The following is a 24,591-nucleotide window of genomic DNA, read 5'->3' on the forward strand; positions in this document are numbered from 1 at the left end:
AAAAGAGCACATAAATTAAAGGAAATTCACGTGAATCCTATCGTAAAAACGTTTAAATACGGTGAGAATACAGTCACCATCGAAACTGGCGCTATTGCTCGTCAAGCAACCGCTGCTGTAATGGTAACTATGGACGATACAACAGTATTTGTATCGGTAGTGGGCAAGAAAACCGCTACTCCTGGCCAAGATTTCTTCCCGTTGACTGTTAACTACCAAGAACGTACTTACGCAGCAGGTAAAATTCCTGGTGGTTTCTTCAAGCGCGAAGGTCGCCCTTCTGAAGACGAAACCTTAATTGCACGTTTGATTGACCGTCCTATTCGTCCGCTATTCCCAGATGGCTTTGTAAACGAAGTACAAGTTGTAGCCACTGTGGTATCTGTTAACCCACAAGTACAACCAGACATTGTTGCCCTAATTGGTACCTCTGCGGCATTAAGCCTTTCAGGTATTCCATTTAACGGTCCAATTGGTGCAGCACGTGTTGGTTACATTGATGGTAACTACATCCTTAACCCAACCACTGAAGAACTTCCAGAAAGCAAACTAGACTTAGTGGTTGCCGGTACTGAAAGTGCAGTACTAATGGTTGAATCTGAAGCTGAGTTGTTGTCTGAAGAAGTAATGTTAGGCGCAGTAGTATACGGTCACGAGCAATCTAATGCGGTAATTACTGCCATTAACGAGCTATGTGAAGAAGCGGCTAAACCAGCTTGGGATTGGCAAGCACCTGCAGTAGACGTTGTACTTAAAGATAAAGTAGCAGCGTTAGCAGAAGCTAAGTTAACTGAAGCTTACCAAATCACTGATAAAACTGAGCGTTACGCTAAAGTTGGCGAAATCAAAAAATCAGTTGTTGAAGCATTAACTGCTGAAGACGACGCACTAGACAGCCAAGACATCGGTGACGAGCTAGGAAAATTAGAGAAAAATGTAGTACGTTCACGCATTATTGCTGGTGAGCCACGTATCGATGGTCGCGAACCAGACATGATTCGTGCTCTAGACGTAATGACAGGCGTATTACCGCGTACTCACGGTAGCTCAGTATTTACCCGTGGCGAAACTCAAGCTCTAGTAACCTGTACTCTAGGTACTGAGCGTGATGCTCAGATGATTGACTCGCTAGCTGGCTTGCAAACATCTCGCTTTATGTTGCACTACAACTTCCCTCCATACTGTGTTGGTGAAACTGGCTTCATTGGCTCTCCTAAGCGTCGCGAAATCGGTCACGGCCGCTTAGCTAAACGTGGTGTTGCTGCGGTTATGCCTAGCTCAGAAGAATTCCCGTACACAGTACGTGTTGTTTCTGAAATCACCGAATCTAACGGTTCTAGCTCAATGGCTTCAGTTTGTGGTAGCTCATTGGCATTGATGGATGCAGGTGTTCCAATTAAAGCCTCTGTTGCGGGTATCGCAATGGGTCTAGTGAAAGAAGGTGACAACTTCGTTGTTCTTTCTGACATTCTGGGTGACGAAGATCACCTAGGCGACATGGACTTTAAAGTAGCCGGTTCTTCTGAAGGTATCTCTGCATTGCAGATGGACATTAAGATTGAAGGTATCACTAAAGAAATTATGGAAATCGCTCTTCGTCAAGCACAAGGCGCGCGTTTACATATTCTAGGTGTAATGGACCAAGCTATCGGTACTTCTCGCGAAGATATCTCTGAGTTTGCTCCACGTATCCATACGCTTAAGATTAACCCTGAGAAGATCAAAGACGTTATTGGTAAAGGTGGCGCTACGATTCGTGCACTTACTGACGAAACTGGTACTACTATTGAAATCGAAGATGACGGTACTGTAAAAGTTGCTGCTACTGACAATGCGCAAGCTCAAGAAGCGATTAAACGTATTGAGCAGTTAACTGCTGAAGTTGAAGCAGGGCAATTCTACGAAGGTAAAGTTGTTCGCTTAGCAGACTTTGGTGCATTCGTTGAAATCCTTCCTGGTAAAGATGGCCTAGTACACATCTCGCAAATCTCTCAAGAGCGTGTTGCGAATGTATCTGACCACCTAACTGTTGGCGACATCGTTAAAGTTAAAGTACTAGAAGTAGACCGCCAAGGTCGCGTACGTTTAAGTATTAAAGAAGCGGCTGCGCCTAGCGAAGCTCCAGCAGAAAAACCTGCTGAATAAGCGTTTATTTAATCTTTAAAAAAGCCGGCTATACGCCGGCTTTTTTGTGTTTGTTGTATTGTGAATGAGTTAAAGCCTAAGTTGCTGGCTTTTGTCTATCACTGTTCGGGTTTACAATACGCCCTCTAATTAAGCTTGAGAGACATCGTTTTGGAATACACTGATATTGACTGGATGAATTATGCACTAAACTTAGCTGCGAAAGCTGAGGCTCAGGGCGAAGTACCAGTGGGAGCAGTGGTGGTTTACCAAGGCGAGGTGGTGGGCGAGGGCTGGAATCAAACCATTACGCTAAATGATGCTACTGCTCACGCAGAAGTGCTTGCATTGCGCGAGGCAGGCAAAAATATAGGTAATTACCGACTATTAGACACCACGCTTTACGTTACCCTAGAGCCTTGCTCTATGTGTGCGGGTGCAATGGTGCACGCCCGTGTGAAGCGCTTAGTGTTTGGTGCCAGTGATTTAAAAACAGGTGCGGCCGGAAGTGTGTTTAATATTGTTAATTGTGAGCAGCTTAATCATAAAGTAGAGATTGAAGCTGGTGTGTTAGCTGAATCTTGCGCTGATACTATTAGTCGTTTTTTCCGCAAGCGTCGTGAACAACACAAGCTGCGAAAAAAACAACAGAGCAGTGATTTACCCAGCGACGCTGACTAAACCCATTTCAGACAAAACAAAAGAACGTTGTCTTAATAAAACCTTACGATGCTGACGAGCCAGTTGAATGCGGCGGCGTGGCGAGTGAAGGGTAACGCGTTTTTTTCTAATCATACTATCTATCCTCTCCATTATGTTAGGCAGGACGCTTACTGTTATTAATCTCCATTGTAGATTAAGCACAAAACATGACAGTATTGTGACAAATCGTCAAGATTATTCTCTAATTGTTGGGATTAATCTCTGTTTTATTCGGGGTGCTTACCGAATCTGTAGGGTTATTCACTGGGTAAGGCGCGCGATTCTTCATTAACTCCTGGCGTCGCTGAGACTCTTTTCTTTGAGCATCTAACCACAGTAAGCTTTGATAATATTGGCGAATATTGTTCACATAGTTATAGGCTTCTTGGCCGCGAGCATAGCCATAGCGAGTCTGTTGATACCACTTTTTACGCATCAATAGCGGTAAATTTTCCTTCACATCTACCCAAGCATCGGGATCACCACCACGCATTCTAGTAATTCGTCTGGCATCTAACATGTGGCCGAAACCAATGTTGTAGGACACTAAGGCAAACCAGATTTTGTCATCTTCGCGCACGCTGTCGGGCACGCGATTAATTAACTTTTGTAAGTACTCGGCTCCGCCACGAATGCTTTGCTCTGGATCAAGCCGATTGGTCACTCCCACAGACTTAGCCGTGGGAAGGGTTAACATCATCATGCCGCGTACACCGGTAAACGATTTAGCGTGCGGGCGCCAATGAGACTCTTGATATGACACGGCAGCAATTAGGCGCCAGTCTAGTTTACCCGCATATTGCTTAAACCAGTCTTCGTACTTCGGCAGGCGAGTGGTGGTTGAGCGCAAAAAGGCGCGAGTATCAACATAGTCAAAACGTTGAATATGGCCAAAATAACGCTCATATAAACGAGTAATACTACCGCTGTTGTGCTTCTCTCCAATAAATTCGATTAAGGCACTATACAAACTGTCATCACGAAGCCTGTTAACCATCCATACCACTGACGTAGATTTGTTAAGAGTAAATGCCTCGGCAAGATCTGGGTAAAAGCGCTGATGTAGCGCCAAGGTGGTATCGTCGACTAAGGCGAAGCGGATTTCCTCATCCACAATGCTTTTAAGTAGTTCGCTACTATCCAGTCGGTCAGTCACCTCTATGCTCAGCTCAGGATTTTCTTTATGGTAACTCTTTAATAAAGGCTGGTGATAACTGCCCGAGGTAATCCATAACGGTGAGTCAACTTGGCTAATATCGCGGGGGCGGCGGGTATTTTTCTTGTAAACAACTTTGGCATCAACGCGATAAATTTCAGGAGAGAAACGAAAATTCTCACGTAGTGCATTGGTGGGGGATAAAGCTGCACCTAATAAATCTACCTGCTTGTTGTGCAAGCCTCGGTAAAGTTCGGTTTGGTTATATAAAGGCACCATTTGCAGCTCAACACCAAGGTAAGCGGCAAAATCCTCTAGTAACTCATACTCCATGCCGGTAGGTTGCTCGTGCTGGTCGTAATAGAAAACTTGCTGACTATACAGCGTTCCCACGCGCAATTTTCCGCGTTGGCGAATTTGCTCTAGTTCAGAGACAAAAGGTTTGGGTTCGCAGCCTTGCAAAAGAAACAAAGCGAGCAACGCTAAGAGCAGGGTGAAGCGTTGCTGTTTAATCATCAAATTTGTTTTCCACACTAATATTTTTATTCGATTTTATGGATATCCGCCTAGCTGTCTAGCTTTAAGCGCGGTTTTCCTCGTTAAGCTAACGTTTTGTTTACCATTGTCGCAGTTTTTATCTATAATACGCGCAATTTTCCCCCTCCCACCTCCATCTGGAAAAGCGAGCCATAAATATGTTGGTACTACGTGGTGCACCTGCACTGTCTGATTTTCGAATTGCACAACTGTTAAAACGTTGCGCAGAGCAAGACCTTCCTGTTACTTCTATCTATGCTGAGTTCATGCATTTTGCTGATATATCTACAGATTTAAGTGATGCTGAACAACAAGTATTAGACAAGTTATTAACCTACGGGCCTACCATTGCAGAACACCAGCCAATTGGAAAACTGTTATTGGTTACTCCTCGCCCTGGCACAATTTCTCCTTGGTCTTCAAAAGCCAGCGACATTGCTCATAATTGTGGATTAACCAACGTACAACGTTTAGAGCGTGGTATTGCTTACTACGTAGAAATCAGCAGTGAGTTAAGCGAATCACAAGGCGCTCAATTAAACAGCTTGATTCATGACCGCATGATGGAAGCGGTATATGCAGAGGTGGAACAAGCAGCTGCGTTATTTGAACACGCTAGCCCAGCACCTTTTACATCGGTAGATATTCTTAGCGGTGGCAAACAAGCTTTAGAGCAAGCTAACCAAGAGTTGGGTTTAGCCTTAGCTGATGACGAAATTGACTACTTAGTAGAAAATTTTGAGAAAATGAAACGTAATCCTAATGATGTAGAGCTAATGATGTTCGCCCAAGCAAACTCTGAGCACTGTCGTCATAAAATCTTTAATGCCGATTGGACAATTGATGGGGTAAAACAACCTAAGTCTTTGTTCAAAATGATTAAGAATACCTATGAGCTAAACAGCGATTATGTATTGTCGGCGTATAAAGATAATGCCGCGGTAATGACTGGCTCTGTGGCGGGGCGTTTCTTCCCAAATTCAGACTCCAAGCAATACAACTACCATCAAGAAGATATTCATATTCTTATGAAGGTAGAAACGCATAACCACCCAACGGCTATTTCTCCATACCCTGGAGCCGCTACTGGCTCTGGTGGAGAGATTCGCGATGAAGGTGCTACTGGTCGTGGTTCTAAGCCTAAATCGGGCATGGTGGGCTTTACCGTCAGCAACTTGCGTATTCCGGGTTTTGAACAAACTTGGGAAAGTGATTTTGGTAAACCGAGCCGTATCGTTAATGCGCTAGAGATTATGCTAGAAGCTCCGCTAGGTGGCGCTGCTTTTAACAACGAATTTGGTCGACCTAATATTCTTGGTTACTTCCGTACTTACGAAGAGCAAGTAGAAAGCTTTAACGGCTTAGAAGTTCGTGGTTATCACAAACCGATTATGTTGGCCGGTGGTTTAGGCAACATTCGCGAAGACCACGTAGAAAAAGGCGAGATCCCGGTTGGTGCAAAAATCATTGTTCTGGGTGGCCCAGCAATGAATATTGGCCTAGGTGGCGGCGCGGCTTCTTCAATGGCTTCAGGCCAATCGAGCGAAGATTTAGATTTTGCCTCGGTACAGCGTGAAAACCCAGAAATGGAACGCCGTTGTCAGGAGGTTATCGACCGTTGTTGGCAGCTAGGTGACGCGAACCCTATTGCCTTTATTCACGATATTGGTGCAGGTGGTTTATCTAACGCTTGTCCTGAATTAGTAAACGATGGTGGCCGCGGTGGCATTTTTGATTTACGCGCGGTGCCAAATGACGAGCCTGGCATGTCGCCTTTAGAGATTTGGTGTAACGAGTCGCAAGAACGTTACATGCTTGCTGTAGCACCAGAGCACTTAGCTGTATTTGATGCCATTTGTGAGCGCGAGCGCGCGCTATATGCAGTGATTGGTGTAGCAACTGAAGAAATGGATTTAGTCCTGCACGATTCGCACTTTGGCAACGATCCTATTCGTATGCCGTTAGAGGTTCTGTTAGGCAAAGCCCCTAAAATGCATCGTGATGTTAAATCAGCTCGCTTTAACGGCCCTGGTTTCAACACTGAAAAAGTAGACTTAAGCGATGCGGCCGAGCGTTTGTTGCGTTTGCCGGCAATTGCCGAGAAGACCTTCTTAATTACCATTGGTGATCGCAGTGTTACCGGCTTAGTGGCTCGCGATCAAATGGTTGGCCCTTGGCAAGTACCCGTAGCGAACTGTGCTGTAACAGCAGCCAGCTATGATACTTACCATGGCGAAGCTATGTCAGTTGGTGAGCGCACCCCTGCGGCACTGATTGACCACGCTGCCTCAGCCCGTTTAGCGGTAGCAGAAGCACTAACCAACATTGCAGCGACTAATATTGGTTCGCTAAATAATATTAAGTTATCGGCTAACTGGATGTCTGCAGCGGGTCACCCTGGTGAAGATGCAGGTTTGTACGAAGCGGTTAAAGCGGTAGGTGAGGAATTATGTCCTGCACTAGGTTTAACCATTCCGGTTGGTAAAGATTCAATGTCGATGAAGACGGCTTGGCAAGATGAAGGCCAAGATAAGTCTGTGACTTCGCCGCTTTCATTGATTATCAGTGCTTTTGCCAAAGTTGAAGATATTCGCCTAACGGTGACTCCTCAGCTGCGTAATGACCTTGGTGATTCAGACTTAATCTTAATCGATTTAGGTCAGGGTAAAAACCGCATGGGCGCGTCGTGTTTAGCGCAGGTTTATAAACAGCTAGGCAATAAGGTGCCTGATGTTGATTCACCTGAGCTGCTTAAAGGTTTCTTTAATGCCATTCAAGCACTCACTGCTGATCAAAAACTATTGGCTTACCACGACCGTAGTGACGGTGGTTTATTTACTACTGTGGCAGAAATGGCCTTTGCAGGACATTGCGGCGTAAATGTAGCCTTAGATTTGCTCGCTGGAGACAGTGTAGAAGCACTATTCAATGAAGAATTAGGTGCGGTAATTCAGGTTAAAACTGAAGACAAAGAAGCAGTACTTAATGTGTTAGCAGGTCACGGCTTAGCCTCTTGCAGCCATGTGATTGGTTCACTGAACGATGATGACGCTATCCGCTTTACCCGCAACGGTGAAGTGGTATTGGCTAATACCCGCACTCATTACCGTGGTGTTTGGGCTGAAACCACTTACCAAATGCAAGCGCTGCGTGATAACCCAGAGTGTGCAAAACAAGAGTTTGACGCTAAGTTTGATGCGGCAGATCCTGGTTTGAACATTGGTTTAAGCTTTGACATTAATGAAGACGTTGCTGCGCCTTTCATTGTTAAAGGTTTGAAGCCTGAAATGGCGATTTTGCGTGAGCAAGGCGTTAACTCGCATCACGAAATGGCTGCCGCCTTTGACCGAGCTGGTTTTGCAGCAGTAGATGTTCATATGAGCGATATTTTGGCTGGCCGAGTGAGCCTAGATAAGTTCGCAGGTTTAGTAGCTTGTGGTGGCTTCTCTTACGGTGACGTACTTGGTGCTGGTGAAGGTTGGGCTAAGTCGATTCTGTTTAACAGCCGAGCGCGTGAACAGTTCAGTGCATTCTTCGAGCGCAACGATTCGTTTGCACTGGGTGTGTGTAATGGTTGTCAAATGTTGTCCAACCTCAGTGAACTGATTCCTGGTGCGGACTTGTGGCCGCGTTTTGTGCGCAATGAATCAGAACGTTTTGAAGCGCGTTTCAGCTTGGTAGAAGTACAGCAATCACCGTCGATTTTCTTAAACGGTATGGCAGGTTCACAAATGCCTATCGCGGTATCTCACGGAGAAGGCCGCGTAGAGGTGCGTGACCAAGCGCATTTAGACGCCTTAGCTAACAGTGGTACCGTGGCCTTACGCTACGTGGATAACTATGGCGAAGCTAGCACGCAATACCCAGCTAACCCGAATGGTTCGCCGTTAGGCATTACAGGTTTGTCATCAAAAGATGGTCGAGTGACTATTATGATGCCTCACCCTGAGCGCGTATTCCGCACCGTGGCGCACTCGTGGCATCCAGATGACTGGCGCGAAGATAGCCCGTGGATGCGTATGTTCCGTAACGCACGCGTTAACGCAGGTTAATCAAACGTTAGCGAGTAAAAAGCCACCCTAGGGTGGCTTTTTTATTGGGTGAACCAGTGATTGGGATTACAAAGTAAAGCGTTTAATGAGTTCTTCGAGTTGTTCGGCACGCTGTTTTAGGTTCAAACTGCCGCTCCGGTTTTCCTGGGCCAAGCCAGCTGATTGACTGGATTGGTCAGCAATATGTACGATGCGTTGAGAGATTTCTTGGCCTACGTGGCTTTGCTCCTCAGTGGCAGTCGCGATTAAGGCGTTCATATCCATAATGTGCTGAATTGAATCTTTAATCAATTGCAGGGCTTCACTAGCAGCATTGGCCCCTGTTACCGCTTCTCCACTGCGTTCTTGGCTGCTGTCCATGGCAGATACCGCTGCATCGGAACCGCTTTTTAAGCGCTCAATCATGCCATGAATTTCCCCAGTACTTTGTTGGGTGCGACTAGCCAGTTGACGTACTTCATCTGCAACAACCGCAAAGCCGCGACCTTGTTCGCCAGCCCGAGCGGCTTCAATGGCTGCGTTTAAGGCTAACAAGTTAGTTTGTTCGGCAATGCCTTGAATCACACTTAATGCAGACGAAATATTTTGCACATCACCTTCTAGCTTAGCGATAACCTCACTGGCTTGGGCAATTTCATTTGCTAACGATTGCACAGTCGCCGCAGCGCTATCTACGGTGGTCATGGCCTCTCCAGCGCTATTATCTACTTGTTGAGCAGAGTTTGCGGCTTGATTGGCGTTGTCTGATACATCATGAGCAGATGCGGTCATTTCTGTCATAGCGGTGGCCACTTGCTCGGTTTCTTCACGCTGCTCAACCAACAGCTGGTCTACCGAGTTGGCTCTGTCTGACATAGATGAGGTTTCTTTTGAGACGTCTAAGGCAACTTTACCTACCATGCTGATGATTTCATGTAGCAATTCAATAAAGGCATTGAAGTTACCCGCCAACTGACCAAACTCATGAACATAATCGGTCTTAAGGCGAGCACTTAAATCGGCTTCGCCGGAGGCTAATTTAGCAAAAGACTGATTCAAGTCTTGCAGCGGCGCCATAATGCTTCGGTTAATGAAGTAGCTAATTAACACAGCAAGCCCCAGTAATGCCGCACCAGTAAGGAATATGAAAAACATCGACGATTCTAAGCTAGCTTGTGCTTCTTCTTCCAGTTTTGTGATGAGGGCATCAACATCATCGGTGTAAAACCCGGTGCCAATAAATATATCCCACTTATCTAAATAAATGGCGTAACTAAGCTTAGGAAGCGCTTGATTACCGCCAGGCTTGGGAAAGTAGTAGGTATAAAACTCACCTGATTTAGACGCTTTGAGTAAATCGCGAATGATGTACTGATTTTGTTTATCTTGTAAGGACCAAAAGTTATCGCCAATACCCTTATCATTTTCGCCTAGCAGCACTCGTGTACCGGTTTTGTGGTAGCCAAATAGATAACCTGATTCGCCATACTTTAGGCGTTTAAGTGTTGGCATAGCTTGCTCTAAGCTGCCACCGCTTTCGTAAATGCTGGCGACTGATGAATAAGCCATGTCCATATAAGCTTTTAGCTCGGCTTTTTTCATTTCCATCATGTTTTCTTGAGTTTCTGAGGACTGAGCTTGGCTGAGTGCTTTGGTTTCGTTGTAGCTTAGATACAACATGCTGGTAGCAAGAATAAGAACTGGCCCTAGGGCTAAAACGAGTAAACGTTGGCGAATTGTAAGAGACATAGTTGGATCCTGTCTTGTTGATTTTTATTAGAGGTCTTTTTTATTATTCGGCAAGCTAACGCAAGGCCTTAGTCATTTTTGTGAATTATTCAGGCTAGTTAACAATTGATATAAAAAGCCTCAAATAAATTGAGGCTTTTTGTGAGCGACCTGCTGAGTTTATAAAGTAAATCGTTTAACGAGCTCTTCAAGTTGTTCTGCTCGCTCATTAAGATTGACACTGCCGCTGCGATTTTCCTGCGCAAGACCCGCTGATTGACTTGATTGGTCGGCAATATGCACAATCCGTTGAGAAATTTCTTGCCCCACATGGCTTTGCTCTTCTGTGGCGGTGGCGATTAAGGCGTTCATATCCATAATGTGTTGAATCGAACTTTTAATCAGTTGTAGTGCTTCACTAGCGGCGTTTGCACCAGTTACCGCTTCTCCGCTGCGTTCTTGGCTGCTATCCATGGCTGATACTGCCGCATCAGACCCACTCTTAAGGCGCTCGATCATGCCATGAATTTCACCGGTACTTTGTTGAGTACGACTGGCAAGTTGGCGTACTTCGTCGGCAACTACGGCAAAACCGCGACCTTGTTCGCCCGCACGTGCAGCCTCAATGGCCGCGTTTAGAGCGAGTAAGTTGGTTTGCTCGGCAATGCCTTGAATCACACTTAGTGCTGATGAGATATTTTGTACATCGCCTTCTAGTTTGGCGATAACTTCACTCGCTTGTCCTATCTCGTTTGCCAAGGACTGCACAGTAGCTGCTGCGCTATCTACTGTGGTCATTGCGTCACCAGCGCTGTTATCTACTTGCTGAGCAGAGTTAGCGGCCTGATTAGCATTGTCGGAAACATCATGCGCCGAAGCGGTCATTTCAGTCATGGCGGTGGCTACTTGCTCGGTTTCTTCGCGCTGTTCAACTAAAAGTTGGTCTACAGAATTGGCTCGGTCAGACATCGACGAGGTTTCTTGGGCTACGTCATGCGCCACTTTGCCTACCATGCTGATGATCTCATGCAGCAGTTCAATAAAGGCATTAAAGTTAGTGGCGAGTTGACCAAATTCGTGTACGTAGTTGGTATTTAGGCGCGCACTTAAGTCGGCATCGCCACTGGCCAGTTTCTCAAAAGACAGGGTAAGATCGTGCAGCGGAGACATAATGCTGCGATTAATGAAGTAACCAATTAACAGGGCAAAGGCTAACAGGGCAGAAGCGGTTAAGCCTAAAAATATCAATGAGGAGTTTAGGCTCTCTTCTGCATGCTCTTCAAGCTGAGCGATAACCGCGTCTACATCGTCGGTATAAAAACCTGTTCCCATCATTAGATCCCAGCGGTCTAAGTAGACAGCATAACTAAGCTTGGGAGATGACTCAGTAGCACCTGGTTTGGGGAAGTAGTAGGTATAAAATTCTTCTTTTTGTGATGCTTTGATTAAGTCTTGAATTAGATACTGACCTTGCTTGTCTTGTAAGGACCAAAAGTTATCACCAATGCCCTTATCTAAAGTCCCCATGAATACTCGAACACCTTTATTGGTGTAGCCAAAAATATACCCTGATTCGCCATATTCTAAGCGCTGCAAAATGGGCAGTGCTTGTTCAAGCGTTCCTCCGTTTTCATAAATTTCGGCGACGGCGGAGTAAGCCATGTCCATGTAGGCTTTTAACTCAGCCTTTTTCATGGCAACCATATTCTCTCGCGTCTCGGTTGATTGACCGTGAGTGAGTTTTTGAGTTTCTGAAATTGTCAGTAATAAGATACTAATTGACAAAATAAGTACGGGGGCAAGGGCAAGTATTAACAGTCTTTTGCGAATGGTTAAGGACATAATCTTTCTTCCAAATTGTTTTATTTTACAGCTTTTTATAAGTGTAGACGGCAACTGGAGCTAGTTTGTATTAACCATTAGTCATGACTAAAAACGTGATCAATACATTGTTTTAATTAATTTTTTTGTCATTTTGAGGGGCGGGGTGTTGTTGATGCCAAATTTTAGCTGGAACAATATCAAGTGCAGTTTTATATCCAGTGTCGAATAAGCGAAGCTTTGCTTGATCGTCTAAATGAAAATCTACCGGTGAGGTGTTGCCAGTATTAACCACAATAGTGCGATGCCAGAATTTCTCGTTAACATATTCTCGAGAAATGGTGGTCATAAAAGTACGTATTAATAGTGATATGTATGCCGCGAGTGGAAAAATCCCGTTGGTTTGAAGTGGCTTAATATCGTTATCACCACGTAAGCGAAAGCAAATTACCGGTGTGCCATCGGTGGCCCAGTCTTGATGTAAAGCATCTTCAGACAAAATGCTACCGTCTACCATTAAATGGTCTTGGTAGGGCTTGAATGAAAAGATAAGCGGAATCGACATTGAAAAACGCACAGCCCGAGAAACTTTGAGATCAGGGGTTCTTTTAGCATCAAATACTACAGGTGAACCTGAGCGTACATCGGTGGCTACTACGTGCAGTTGTAAAGGAAGTTCTTTGAACGTAGCACCGTTAAGCAAATCATCTATCCACGCTTCGAATTTGTCGCCTGAACATAGCCCGCCGTTGCGTAATAAACTGATTAAGGAAAAGCCTTTGAACTGTTCGAAATCGGTATCTAGGGCAATGGCTTTGATTTGCTCTACATCCATACCGCTGGCAAACAATGAACTAATAATGCTGCCGCCAGATACTCCCACAATATGAGAGAACTGAACATTGAGCTCTTTTAAGCCCGCGAGGATCCCTATATGTGCTGGTAGCCGAGTTCCACCTCCCGCAAAGATGGGTACCAAAGTCCTTGGCTCATTGGATTGCATTAGCGTTTCCATTGTTTGATGATAGCTCAAGTATGTCGTATTTTTTTTACATCGCTATTGTTTATAACAATAAACTGATTTGTGAGAGCGCCACTTGAGACTGTTTACACCTCTACCATTCGTTAATTTATTGCTTGCGTGCAGTGTGCTATTTAGCATCAGTTGTTTCGCAGAGCTGCCTGCTTGCGATAATCAAGATTTAACTTATCAGCCACCTCTGCCAGAGTTGCTGCAAGCCGAGCCAAGCAGCCGGTCTTTTTCAGTGTTAGTTTGGAATACGTACAAAGGGCAAAATGAGGGATGGATAGAGCAGCTTGAACAGTTTAGCCAGCAGGTAGACTTTATGCTGTTACAAGAAGCGAGCAGAGAGCGTTTTAGCCAATGGAGCAAGCTTAGCCAATGGCATATGTATCAAGCTATTGCATTTGAGTGGTTTGGTGACGGTCTAGGCGTAGTGAATCTTGCAAAACAAGCGAGTAGCAAGAACTGTTTGGTGCTAAGCACTGAACCGTGGATAAGAGTGCCTAAATCGGCATTGTTACAACACTATCAGTGGCAGGATAATAGTTTACTGATTGTTAATGTACACAGTATCAACTTTACTTTGAGTGAAGCCGATTATTTAAAGCAATTACAGCAACTGAGCCCGTGGTTGGCCGCTTATGATGGACCTTTGATTTTAGCCGGGGATTTTAATACCTGGAGTGTTGGACGTTTAGCGGTGTTGGAACAGTTCATTTTGGCACATCAATTAAAAACAGTATCGTTTAAACCCGATGAACGCACTCGCTTTTTTGGTAAAGCTTTAGATTATATTTTTTATCGTGGCTTAACGCTTCAAAGTAGCCAAAGCGTTGCCACTGATACATCGGATCACAACGCCTTAATGGCTAGTTTTGAGTTTTCTACGCGCTCACTTCGGCAACGTTAATGTATAACTTCAACTTTTGACCCGGCTGTAAGTAGTGATTTTTATTTAGGTCATTCCATTTTAATAAGTCGGTTATCGATACTTTAAACTTCTGTGCAATACGAGACAGTGAGTCACCATTTCTTACTTGGTAAGTGACGGTTTGAATATGGTTTTTACTGGCTTTAGATTTTTGCCAAATAACTAACTTTTTACCTGGCTTCAAAGTGTCAGTAGGCGCCATGCTATTCCACTTAGCAACATTTCGGTGGCTAACTTTGTAGGCTTGCGCGATGCTCCAGAAACTATCACCAGACTTTACTGTATAACTAAGTTTGATGTCACCACGTGGCTTGTTTTGCTGGCTAACTAATCGTTGGCTTTGGCTTAGGGTATAAGCGCTTTGTTTGCGAGAAGATACCGGCACCAACAAGTGCTGGCCAATTCGAATCGTATTGTTGTTCAGCTGGTTTAGCTCGCGGATTTGTTTGCTGGTGGTGTTATAGCGTTTTGCAATAACACTTAAGCTATCACCCGATTTTACTTTGTAGCGTGCCCATTGCATGCGTTCTTGTTTAGACAATGATGCTAAAGCAATCTCAAAGTTGGGAACTGTTTTGGTCGGAACCAATAAGTAATGTGGGCCGTCTGGTGCTGTGGCCCAGCGGTTAAAACCAGGGTTTAATTTATGCAGCTCGTCTAGTTTGATACCTGCAAGCTCAGCCGCTAACGCCAAATCAATTTGGCTGTAAGTGGCTACTTTTTCAAAATATGGCTTGTTCGCAATGGCTGGAATGTTCAGTTTATAGTTATCACGCTGTTGTAACATTTGGCTTAAGGCCAATAGTTTTGGTACGTAAGCACGGGTTTCTCTTGGCAGGTTTAATGACCAAAAGTCAGTGGCTTTACCGGCTTTTTCGTTAGCACGAATAGCGCGACGAACTCGACCTTCGCCAGAGTTGTAAGCAGCTAAGGCGTGTAACCAATCGCCGTCGAAATATTTGTTGAGGTATTCCAAGTAATCTAAGGCGGCATGAGTTGCGGCATAAACGTCACGTCGTCCGTCATACCACCAATTTTGCTCTAAGCCAAAGCGCGTGCCGGTACCTGGAATAATCTGCCAAATGCCTGCAGCTCGGCCATGCGAGTAGGCAAAAGGTTGAAAGGCGCTTTCTACAATCGGTAACAGGGCCAGCTCTAATGGCATGTTGCGACGCTCAATTTCTTCAACAATGAAGAACAAATAAGGGTCGGCGCGCACTGATACGCGGCGCATGTAATCTGGATGTTTTAAAAACCAGTTAAGCTGGGCTTGTAGGCGTTTGTTGTTTTCTGGTAGCGGTATCGCCAGTTGGTCTTCAATACGTAGCCACACGTCGTCGTAAACCACAGGCAATGGCGCTTCGACTTTAGCGACAACTTCGGTTTCTTTGCTAAGACTGTCGTCACTGGTTTGACTGTTCGCCGCTACTTCGGTGTTTTGTTCCGGTTGTGTAAGCCCTGAATCGGCGGGAGCCAATTGCTCGGTTACGGTGGGAGTGGTCAGTTGGCAAGCGCCCAATAACAATGAAAAAAGGCCAACAATGAGCGCTTTCATGATTTATCCATCTACTAAAAATTCAGAGCCAATGTTATTGAGGTCGCGTGAAATTAGCAAGTCAGAAGCGGTCTTTCCATGACCTTAGGGCAGCAAACACTGCTATCTCATTGTTTAATGGCTGTAAATTTTCTAGCTCTACGGCAGCTTTAATTGAGGCATTCTGGCAACGTAGGAAAGGATTTATCGCCAGTTGCTGTTCTAAACTTGTGGGTAGGGTGGGTAGTCCCATTTGACGCAGCTTGCTCACTTGTTGCTGAAAGTTCACTAAAGCTTGATTATCAGGTTCTACGGCTAAGGCGAATTGAAGATTTGCTTGAGTATATTCATGCGCGGCATAAATTAGCGTTTCACTATCAAGTTGACAAATTTTGGCTAAAGAGTGGTGCATTTGTTCGGCGCTGCCTTCAAACAGGCGACCGCAGCCAGCTGAAAAAACGGTATCGCCAATAAACAGATGCCCTGGGCTAAAGTAAGCAATATGATCCAAGGTGTGTCCCGGTACTTCAATAACAGACATCTCATCACGTAAACCTTGCGGCGTAATACTCATACCTTCGTTAACAACAGTGTGAGGAAAGTGATATTTGCTATTACTTGGGGCAAATACTTCTGCTGCTGGATAGGTTTCGAGTAACTCTTTTACTCCTCCAATATGGTCGGCATGATGGTGGGTAATAAGGATTGCGCTAAGCTGGCCATCAATTTCTTGTAAACGCTGTTTCACAGGGGTTGCATCACCGGGGTCGACAACGACACAATGGTTTGAATCAACCTCTTTTAATAACCAGATATAGTTATCATTAAAAGCGGGTATATGGATGATTTGCATTATGATATCTCTGTCGTTAAAGTCGATGAGACATTATTGCCTTATCTGCAATAGATTGGTACGGGGAATTGATGAAGCCGGCGAAAATTCGTGAAGTAATTGAAAGTCCTGACTTCTGGCAAGATTTGCCATTAGGTGATTGGCTAATGGATCAGCAGCAAAGTTTGTTGGACCAATATCTGCCAGTAGCTTTTGGTTATCATATGTTAAAACTGGGTAATTTAAGTGCTCAGCTTAATTGTCACGCGTCGATGATTCGTCATCAGCTAAATGTGGCGAAGGAGGGGCATTTAATAGGTTTGCGTGCCAAACCGGAGCAATTGCCTTTTCAAGAAAGTAGTATCGACCTCTGCTTGTTAGCCCACAGCTTAGATTTTTCAAAAGACCCTCACCAATTATTGCGCGAAGTGGAGCGCGTACTCACTGCCGACGGCTACATTATTATTAGTGGTTTTAATCCTTTTAGCTTATTAGGTATGCGCCGTTATTTCCCTTTTAGAAAGCGTGGTTTGCCTTGGTCTTGCCGAATGTTTACTCCTGCGCGAGTAAAAGACTGGCTTAACCTTTTGGGTTTTGAGGTGTTAAATGATGAGCGTTTAGCTTATACCTCTTTTGTTAATAGCCGACCCGCACCGCAATGGTTTGAGCGTTGGGGGAAACGCTATTTTAGAGCGACTGCCTCAGCCTATTTTATTGTGGCGCGAAAACGCAGAGCCCCGCTTACTCCTATTAAAAAAACTTGGCGAGTCAAGCAGCGCATACCTGTAACGTCATCGATTAGTGGCTAATCGTGTAACTGTTCGTAGGCGAGGTCGATTTGCTCTGGGTTATTAGTAGCCGCTTCTCGAGCTAAATCGTCTACCCGTTCGTTTTCTGGGTGGCCTGCATGGCCTTTTACCCAATGCCACTCAACCTGATGACGTTGGCATGCGGCATCTAAACGTTGCCATAAATCAACATTTTTCACTTCGGCTTTGGCTGCGGTTTTCCAAGCGCGTTTTTTCCAATTGTGGATCCATTGAGTAATGCCTTGACGCACATATTGGCTGTCGGTGGTAAGAATGACTTTGCAATCTTGTTTTAAGCTTTCTAGGGCAACAATAGCAGCGAGCATTTCCATACGATTATTGGTGGTGAGGCGAAAGCCTTGGCTGAGTTCTTTGCGATGTTGCTGATATACCAGCAGTGCGCCATAACCTCCTGGTCCGGGGTTACCTAAACAAGAGCCGTCAGTAAACAAGTGAACTTCTTTTGCCATATCTTTGGTAAACTAACAGGATTATCTGCTTAGTGTCGCATAGGAGCTGTTTTGAACCAATCTAAGAGCCATCGTTTAATCGTATTTGATACTGAAACCACCGGTATGAACGATAGTGGCGGGCCTATCTACCAAGGGCACCGAGTGATTGAAATTGGTTGTGTTGAAGTTATTGACCGTAAGCTAACCGGTAATACTTTTCATGTGTATATCAATCCAGAGCAGCTGATTGATGAAGAGGCAATCCAAGTTCACGGTATCACCGATGAATTTATTGCCGATAAACCGCTGTTTAGAGATGTTGCGCGAGACTTTGTTGAGTTTATTCGTGGTGCCGAGTTAGTGGCGCACAACGCAAACTTCGATATTAGCTTCTTAGATCACGAGTTTGCCATGATGTCGCGAACCTTAACTAAAGCGATGCCAAATTGTGCCGATATTTGTACTATCACTGATTCTCTATTGGTGGCAAGACGAGGCGAGTACAATAAACGTGAAGTACAGTTAGCGGGTAATAAACCCTTACCTTCACGGAAAAACTTAGATTCTTTAAGTGATTACTATGGCGTAGACCGCTCTTCACGTACCTATCACGGTGCATTGCTTGATGCTGAGTTATTGGCCGACGTGTTCTTAAAGATGACCGGTGGCCAGAATAAGCTGAACTTAAAGCAAAAGGGCAGTGGTGACGGAGTAGGTGTTCGCTTGGTTGATTCAAACAGGCCTCCACTAAAAGTGGTGTTTGCTAGCGAACAAGAACTTGGTTCGCACCAAGAGCGCTTAGATTTGGTAGAAAAAAAGGGAGGCCAGTGTCGCTGGCGTAACTAGACTGAATGATTAAAAATACTCTGTGGCTGTTGTTATGGCTGGCGCTTCCCTTGCAGGCTAGCACTATTTTTGAAAATCGTGATATCCCTTTAATCGATAACCGCTTTCGTTTAGATCACAGTATCGAGAAAGCCACCTTCCTGCTGTATCGTTCGCCGGGTTCTCCGGCTGCTATTTTAGTACGCCCCGATGGCAGCAAAATCTATGCTTGGGAAGTGCCCAAAAATGTGAGCTGGTTAGAAACCGACGAGCTGGATATTGTGACCATTGAAAACCCAATGCGTGGTCCTTGGCAGGCTGTGGCGGAAAACAACGGGCGTAACCGTATTCGGATTCTCAGTGACGTAGAACTCAACGTTGATCCCATCCCCCATCAACTATATCAAGGCGAACGTTTACGCATCTCGGCACGTTTAAGTTCTAAGGGCGAGCGGATAGATCTAGAGGTCATGCTCAAAGAAGCCTTGATGAACGTAGCGCTAATGCGTCAACAGTTACTGGAAGACCAAACCGTAGAAGTGCGTCGAGATGAACTTGGTAAATTCTATGATGATGGTAAAGACTATGATGAATATGCCGATGACGGTGTATTCACAACCCACATTAAGCTAGAAGCTCGGCCAGGTAAGTATGAGATGGTGGTGAGCACGCTAAACCAAATTTTCACTCGCGCTCAGCTTTCGCCAGTTCTTATTTATCCTAATCCAGTGTCTATAAAGGTGATGTCACCAAAAGACGAACAGCGCCAAGCGCGTATGGCGTTGGTGATAGATACCGATGAAGTGCGGCCTGAGTCGGTAGTGATTAGCGGCAAGGTATATAACAACGTAGGGTGGGAACAAGCTTTTCAAACCTATGCCGACGGTGAAGAGTTTACAGTTGATTTGCCTACACCCACAGAACAAGGCCGCTATCGTGTAATGGGGACGTTATTGGCAACAACGATTCAAAACCGCGAAATTGTGATCGATTTACCTGAAGAAGATTTTGTGATTTTGCCCCCCCCCCTCCGCCGCCAGAACCAGAGGTGGTTAAGACGGTGGTTGTGCCAGAGCCAGAGATGTCGTTGTGGTTAGTTATACTGTTATCGGTATTCGGCTTTGTAGCGGTTGCTGGCTTGGCATTTTTGTTTATTTGGTGGCGCAAACGTAAGGCCTTTGAAGCGGCGTTAAAAAATGCCAAAGAAGCCCCAGTGGCCCAACCAAGCGTTGAGCCTAAAATGGATGAAGCCAGTACTTTAAAAATGCCGTCTGAGTGATTTTTTAACCGTCTTGGCTAAAAGCTCGGCGCATTGGCTAAAACATCGGCGCTTGAACGGGTTTTTAAAGAAATAAGACAATTCTTTGTTGACTCGTAATAGGCATAACCGTATTATCTGCGCCGCACCAGACGAGATGGTTCTGCGGAGTGGTAGTTCAGTTGGTTAGAATACCGGCCTGTCACGCCGGGGGTCGCGGGTTCGAGTCCCGTCCACTCCGCCAAGTCTGTTTTGTCTGTGTGTAATGTTTCGATGTAGCGGAGTGGTAGTTCAGTTGGTTAGAATACCGGCCTGTCACGCCGGGGGTCGCGGGTTCGAGTCCCGTCCACTCCGCCAACGACGAAACAATTTAATGCGTAGGAGTGGTAGTTCAGTTGGTTAGAATACCGGCCTGTCACGCCGGGGGTCGCGGGTTCGAGTCCCGTCCACTCCGCCAGCATTAAAGTAGTAATACAATCGTGACGTTAGTATATGCGGAGTGGTAGTTCAGTTGGTTAGAATACCGGCCTGTCACGCCGGGGGTCGCGGGTTCGAGTCCCGTCCACTCCGCCACTACTAAACATTAGGCCTCGTTAATCGAGGTTTTTTTGTGCCTAAAATTTACCAAGCTAACTCTGGTTTGGCTAATCTTGGTACTTATCTCTAATGGCAGCAAAACGTTCAAAGTTGTTGAGTAACCCGTCTACCAGTTGTGGATCAAACTGCGCACCACGTTGCTGTTTTAAATACTCAATAATGTCTTCATCGTTCCAAGCATCTTTGTAGCAACGAATACTTCCCAGCGCATCAAATACATCGGCTATCGCTGTTAAACGGCCACTCAGTGGGATTTGCTCGCCTTGTAAGCCTCTTGGATAACCGGTGCCATCCCATTTCTCATGATGCGAGCCAGCAATCTCTGAGGCGAGCTGCATGACTTCAATATTTGAGTCTTTCAACATGTTTTCGCCAATGGCGGCGTGGGTTTGCATGATTTCCCATTCTTCAGGACTGAGCTTACCGGGCTTATGCAAGATAGCATCGGGAATGGCAACTTTGCCTACATCGTGTAACGGTGAGGCAAGTTTTAGTTGTTCTACACGCATAGCCGGCAAATTAAGTTGCTCGGCTAATAGCGCGGTGAACAAGGCGACTCGTCGCACGTGCATGCCAGACTCTTTTGAGCGGGTTTCTACTATTTCGCCTAAGCGATACAGCACTTCTTTTTGGTTAGTACTTATCACTTCATTGAGTCGTATGTTTTCCAGCGCTACTACAATGTTTTCACTGAGTAGATTAATGAAGTGTTGGTCGGCTTGATTAAATGGTGTATTACGCGTGATGTAAAACAGTAAGTTGTAGGCACTGTTTTCACAATAAATCACTAAGGCTTCATCGGTGAATACGTTTTGCTTGGTGCTAATGGCTTGGCTAAACATTTGCTGCTGAGCTAGGGGGAAATCTGATAATTGTTGGTGTTGTTGGCTCGGTCGCTGCTGACCTTGGTAGGCCAACAGTTGTAACTGTGTCGCTTTTACCTGATAAGCAAACTGTTCCACCTGATAAATGCAGCTATCTTCTAGATTAAGGATCACCGCTAGTTGTTCAAGAGCACCTTCTACAAAGGTAAATAGGGCATTTTTCTCAAAGATCCCTCGTGACGCTTTAACAACTTTTTCTAAACCGATTTTGTGTTTTTCTAGGGCACAAATATCTCGATAAGAACGTAGGCTTGCTCTAATTAGAGTGCGCAGTTTTTGCGAGGTGAGCTCAGTTTTGTCTTTGTAATCATTAATGTCGTAGTTTTCTACCACTTCATCTTCGGGTGCCTGCCCAGGCTGGCCAGTGCGTAATACGATGCGCACACTTTGATTATTGAGAGTTTGCCTAATGTGTTTAACTAAACGTAAACCGGCATCGTCGGTTTCCATGACTACGTCGAGTAAGATCAACGCTATGTCGGGGTGAGTGGTAAGTAGCTGTTTGGCTTCTTGAGCTGAGTTGGCGTGCAGGAATTGAATAGATTTGTTATCAAATGCAAACTGCGACAAGGTCATTGTCGTGATGTGATGAACTTCTGGCTCATCATCAACCACTAAAAGCTTCCATTGCTCTTTTGATTGCGCTACCTCAGGGGCTGAGTCATCCAGTAAAAAGATGTCATCACTCATTGCTGTACCGTGCCTATTTTTTCTTAGTTTAAAAGTATTTTAGACCCAAATTCAATGTGTTGTTTTTGTTTGTTATAAAAAAAGCGAGCTATGTCAGCTCGCTTTTTTATTATTGATTGTTACTTTACGCAACCGATTCCAAATCACCTGTGTTGGTTTTATCTAGGTCAGGGCGATTCTCCAGTTGCTGGTGGTCAAAGTCGTCCACATTAATTGCATTGAGGCGACCTTGTTCAGTGCGGCGCATTAATGCGGCTTCGTCGGCATTGATAACGCCTAGCTTAATGCCTTCTTCGGCGAGTTTATCTAACATAGTGAATGGACGCTTTTCACCTAGTGCTTTACACACTTTGTCGTAGAGCGCCTCACAAGCCAATACATCTTCTAGGGTTTGTTCTAACTCGCCATATACGTTGCCGGCAACTCGGCTATCAAAACGCCCTTGGCCTACACGATTACGGGTTTCACTCGGTTGCTGCAAAATGCGCGCAAGTTTGTGATCAAGTTTGTCACTTGGCGCACGTAATGGTTTGCCTAATGGGAACATGACTAAACGCATTGCCTTGCCAACCCACTTATTAGGGAAGTTTAGCAGTAGCTCATCTAAGGCTGTTTGTAATTGATAGAGTGAATCTTGCATTGCCCAGTGCAACAGATCTAAATCTTCAGCTTTACGGCCATCGTCAGCGAAGCGTTTTAAGGCTGCTGAACCTAAGTAAAGTTGGCTAAGCATATCGCCTAAACGGGCTGATACACGCTCTTTACGCTTAAGGTTACCACCCAAAGTACCCATGGCTACGTCTGATAACAACGCTAAATTACTGCTAAAGCGTGTGAGCTGTTTGTAATAAACGGCGGTTTGGTCTGAATATGGTGCGCTAACCATGGTGTGGCTACTTAGGCCAAACCAAAAGCTACGTACAAAGTTGCTGGTGGCGAACCCTAAGTGGCTAAATAGCGCTTTATCGAACTGTTTTAGACCTTGGTTGAAGTCTGGGTTAGAGGCTGCTTCCATTTCATTTAGTACGTATGGGTGACAACGTATTGCGCCTTGACCATAAATAATCATGCTACGAGTCAGAATGTTAGCGCCTTCCACTGTAATCGCGATTGGGGCACCTTGATACGAGCGAGCCAAAAAGTTTTTAGGACCTAAGCAAATTCCTTTACCGCCCACAACGTCCATTGCATCAATGCTAGCGCGCTGGCCTCGGTGGGTTAGGTGGTATTTTACTATGGCAGAAATCACCGATGGTTTTTCGCCAAGGTCGATGGCGGTTACGGTTAAGTCTGAAGCCGCTCCCATCATATAGGCGTTGCCTGCTAGTCGAGCTAAAGGCTCTTCCACACCTTCCATTTTACCAATGGGTAATTTGAATTGGCGACGGATACGGGCGTAAGCACCGGTAGCTAAAGCCGCATTTTTAATGCCACCAGTTGCACTGGAAGGAAGGGTAATTCCGCGGCCAACCGACAAACATTCCACAAGCATGCGCCAACCTTGGCCGGCCATTTCTTTGCCACCAATAATGAAGTCGATAGGTACAAATAATTCGTTTGCACGGGTAGGGCCATTCATAAAGGGTATGTTAAGCGGGAAGTGGCGACGGCCCACCTCTACACCGTCTATATCTGTGGGAATGAGCGCACAGGTAATGCCTAACTCTTTTTGCTCGCCCAACAAAGCTTCTGGATCTGACAGCTTAAACGCTAAGCCAAGAATGGTGGCGACAGGAGCCAGCGTTATGTAGCGTTTGTTCCAAGTGATACGCATACCGAGTACTTGCTTACCTTGCCACTCACCCATACATACAACGCCAGCATCTGGAATTGAGCCTGCGTCTGAGCCTGCCTCTGGGCTGGTTAAGGCAAAACATGGAATCTCTTTACCTTCGGCCAAGCGGGGAAGATAGTGGTCTTGCTGTTCTTTAGTGCCATAGTGTTGCAGCAGTTCGCCGGGACCTAGTGAGTTAGGTACACCTACAGTGCTTGAAAGTACGGCTGAAATACTGGCTAATTTTTGTAGGACACAAGATTGTGCATAAGCCGAGAACTCTAAACCGCCATATTGCTTTTTAATAATCATGGCGAAGAATTTGTGTTCTTTTAAGAAATCCCAGACTTCCTCTGGTAAGTCTGCCAACTCATGAGTGATTTCCCAATCATTGGTCATGGCACAGACTTGTTCAACAGGACCATCTAAAAATGCTTGTTCTTCTGGGCTTAAGCGCGGAGCAGGGTAGCTATGTAGTTTTTTCCAATCTGGTGCACCGCGGAACAAGTCGCCTTCCCACCAAGTAGTGCCTGCATCAATCGCTTCTTTTTCAGTTCGCGACATTTCGGGCATGATTTTTTTGAAGATCTTGAAAAGCGGTTTAGAAATTAGCTGCTGACGCAAAGGTTTGAAGTTAAGCCCACCCACAATCAGTAAATAGCCTAGCCAAAATAGCTCACTAAAAGGCGATATAACACTGTAGCCCAGCAGAGCCGCTGTTAGTAACAAGCTAAACGCTAGTAGTGAGGCTCTAAAATAGGCAAGTCCGCCCATCAATAAAATAATGCCAATAGCGGCAATTAAAGGTAAGTAACTTTGCATCAATATCTCCCTGATGTTGGTAAGAGGTCTGACCTCTTCGGGTATTTGTAACGCATTGGT

At 45.3% G+C, this 24,591-nt stretch carries 17 protein-coding genes and 4 tRNA genes; 12 read left to right on the forward strand and 9 right to left on the reverse strand.

Going from position 1 to position 24,591, the window contains the following annotated elements; genetic code table 11:
• The first annotated feature begins 30 nt into the window (after window positions 1-30).
• Entirely contained in the window at window positions 31-2,145 is a 2,115-nt protein-coding gene (gene pnp, locus ACLD71_RS12040) for a polyribonucleotide nucleotidyltransferase (protein WP_411990859.1), read from the forward strand.
• Window positions 2,146-2,295: 150 nt separating this feature from the next.
• On the forward strand, window positions 2,296-2,805 hold the full coding sequence (tadA, locus tag ACLD71_RS12045; RefSeq protein WP_411990860.1) for a tRNA adenosine(34) deaminase TadA: 510 nt from the start codon (window positions 2,296-2,298) through the stop codon (window positions 2,803-2,805).
• Window positions 2,806-3,028: 223 nt separating this feature from the next.
• Here the strand turns inward: tadA and mltF are convergent, their stop codons facing one another.
• A complete protein-coding gene (gene mltF, locus ACLD71_RS12050; protein WP_411990861.1) occupies window positions 3,029-4,498 on the reverse strand; it encodes a membrane-bound lytic murein transglycosylase MltF in 1,470 nt (489 codons plus the stop codon).
• Window positions 4,499-4,677: 179 nt separating this feature from the next.
• On the opposite strand from mltF, the gene purL reads away from it, so the two are divergent.
• On the forward strand, window positions 4,678-8,571 hold the full coding sequence (purL, locus tag ACLD71_RS12055; RefSeq protein WP_411990862.1) for a phosphoribosylformylglycinamidine synthase: 3,894 nt from the start codon (window positions 4,678-4,680) through the stop codon (window positions 8,569-8,571).
• 66 nt (window positions 8,572-8,637) lie between these two features.
• Here the strand turns inward: purL and ACLD71_RS12060 are convergent, their stop codons facing one another.
• The 3 genes from ACLD71_RS12060 to ACLD71_RS12070 form a co-directional block, all read right to left on the reverse strand.
• The gene (locus tag ACLD71_RS12060; RefSeq protein ID WP_411990863.1) at window positions 8,638-10,299 is read right to left on the reverse strand and encodes a methyl-accepting chemotaxis protein; all 1,662 of its coding nucleotides are present in this window, start codon (window positions 10,297-10,299) and stop codon (window positions 8,638-8,640) included.
• A gap of 159 nt (window positions 10,300-10,458) precedes the next feature.
• The gene (locus ACLD71_RS12065; protein ID WP_303510199.1) at window positions 10,459-12,120 is read right to left on the reverse strand and encodes a methyl-accepting chemotaxis protein; all 1,662 of its coding nucleotides are present in this window, start codon (window positions 12,118-12,120) and stop codon (window positions 10,459-10,461) included.
• Window positions 12,121-12,232: 112 nt separating this feature from the next.
• The gene (locus ACLD71_RS12070) at window positions 12,233-13,102 is read right to left on the reverse strand and encodes a patatin-like phospholipase family protein (RefSeq protein ID WP_411990864.1); all 870 of its coding nucleotides are present in this window, start codon (window positions 13,100-13,102) and stop codon (window positions 12,233-12,235) included.
• A gap of 145 nt (window positions 13,103-13,247) precedes the next feature.
• Here ACLD71_RS12070 and ACLD71_RS12075 point away from each other — a divergent pair, with 145 nt between their 5' ends.
• Window positions 13,248-14,033, forward strand: a complete 786-nt coding sequence (locus ACLD71_RS12075; protein ID WP_411990865.1) for an endonuclease/exonuclease/phosphatase family protein — start codon at window positions 13,248-13,250, stop codon at window positions 14,031-14,033.
• On the opposite strand, the gene ACLD71_RS12080 is transcribed toward ACLD71_RS12075, so the two are convergent.
• Complete coding sequence (locus tag ACLD71_RS12080) at window positions 14,008-15,609, reverse strand: LysM peptidoglycan-binding domain-containing protein (RefSeq protein ID WP_411990866.1); 1,602 nt, start codon at window positions 15,607-15,609, stop codon at window positions 14,008-14,010. The two genes, ACLD71_RS12075 and ACLD71_RS12080, sit on opposite strands and share 26 nt — an antisense overlap.
• Before the next feature lie 61 nt (window positions 15,610-15,670).
• Window positions 15,671-16,441: a hydroxyacylglutathione hydrolase gene (gloB, locus tag ACLD71_RS12085; RefSeq protein ID WP_411990867.1), complete on the reverse strand. Its 771-nt coding sequence runs from the start codon at window positions 16,439-16,441 to the stop codon at window positions 15,671-15,673.
• A gap of 71 nt (window positions 16,442-16,512) precedes the next feature.
• On the opposite strand from gloB, the gene ACLD71_RS12090 reads away from it, so the two are divergent.
• Window positions 16,513-17,229: a methyltransferase domain-containing protein gene (locus ACLD71_RS12090; protein ID WP_137674936.1), complete on the forward strand. Its 717-nt coding sequence runs from the start codon at window positions 16,513-16,515 to the stop codon at window positions 17,227-17,229.
• Here ACLD71_RS12090 and rnhA read toward each other — a convergent pair.
• Complete coding sequence (gene rnhA, locus ACLD71_RS12095) at window positions 17,226-17,699, reverse strand: ribonuclease HI (protein ID WP_137674937.1); 474 nt, start codon at window positions 17,697-17,699, stop codon at window positions 17,226-17,228. The two genes, ACLD71_RS12090 and rnhA, sit on opposite strands and share 4 nt — an antisense overlap.
• A 51-nt stretch (window positions 17,700-17,750) precedes the next feature.
• Here rnhA and dnaQ point away from each other — a divergent pair, with 51 nt between their 5' ends.
• From dnaQ to ACLD71_RS12130, 7 genes are all read left to right on the forward strand, one after another.
• Window positions 17,751-18,527: a DNA polymerase III subunit epsilon gene (gene dnaQ, locus ACLD71_RS12100; RefSeq protein ID WP_137674938.1), complete on the forward strand. Its 777-nt coding sequence runs from the start codon at window positions 17,751-17,753 to the stop codon at window positions 18,525-18,527.
• Window positions 18,528-18,532: 5 nt separating this feature from the next.
• Window positions 18,533-19,603, forward strand: a complete 1,071-nt coding sequence (locus ACLD71_RS12105; RefSeq protein WP_411990868.1) for a TIGR03503 family protein — start codon at window positions 18,533-18,535, stop codon at window positions 19,601-19,603.
• On the forward strand, window positions 19,588-19,785 hold the full coding sequence (locus ACLD71_RS12110; protein WP_411990869.1) for a hypothetical protein: 198 nt from the start codon (window positions 19,588-19,590) through the stop codon (window positions 19,783-19,785). The genes ACLD71_RS12105 and ACLD71_RS12110 overlap by 16 nt, the downstream gene beginning before the upstream one ends.
• A gap of 146 nt (window positions 19,786-19,931) precedes the next feature.
• Window positions 19,932-20,008: transfer RNA gene (locus ACLD71_RS12115), tRNA-Asp, on the forward strand.
• Window positions 20,009-20,044: 36 nt separating this feature from the next.
• Window positions 20,045-20,121: transfer RNA gene (locus tag ACLD71_RS12120), tRNA-Asp, on the forward strand.
• Window positions 20,122-20,144: 23 nt separating this feature from the next.
• Window positions 20,145-20,221: transfer RNA gene (locus ACLD71_RS12125), tRNA-Asp, on the forward strand.
• A 39-nt stretch (window positions 20,222-20,260) separates the two neighbouring features.
• Window positions 20,261-20,337, forward strand: a tRNA-Asp gene (locus tag ACLD71_RS12130).
• A gap of 71 nt (window positions 20,338-20,408) precedes the next feature.
• On the opposite strand, the gene ACLD71_RS12135 is transcribed toward ACLD71_RS12130, so the two are convergent.
• Together ACLD71_RS12135 and fadE are read right to left on the reverse strand one after the other, a co-directional pair.
• Window positions 20,409-21,935, reverse strand: a complete 1,527-nt coding sequence (locus ACLD71_RS12135) for an HD domain-containing phosphohydrolase (RefSeq protein ID WP_411990870.1) — start codon at window positions 21,933-21,935, stop codon at window positions 20,409-20,411.
• Between the two features lie 124 nt (window positions 21,936-22,059).
• Window positions 22,060-24,531: an acyl-CoA dehydrogenase FadE gene (gene fadE / locus ACLD71_RS12140; RefSeq protein WP_411990871.1), complete on the reverse strand. Its 2,472-nt coding sequence runs from the start codon at window positions 24,529-24,531 to the stop codon at window positions 22,060-22,062.
• Between the last annotated feature and the right edge of the window lie 60 nt (window positions 24,532-24,591).

Origin of the sequence: Agarivorans sp. DSG3-1, assembly GCF_046774965.1 — a bacterium.
Taxonomy (GTDB): Bacteria; Pseudomonadota; Gammaproteobacteria; order Enterobacterales; family Celerinatantimonadaceae; genus Agarivorans.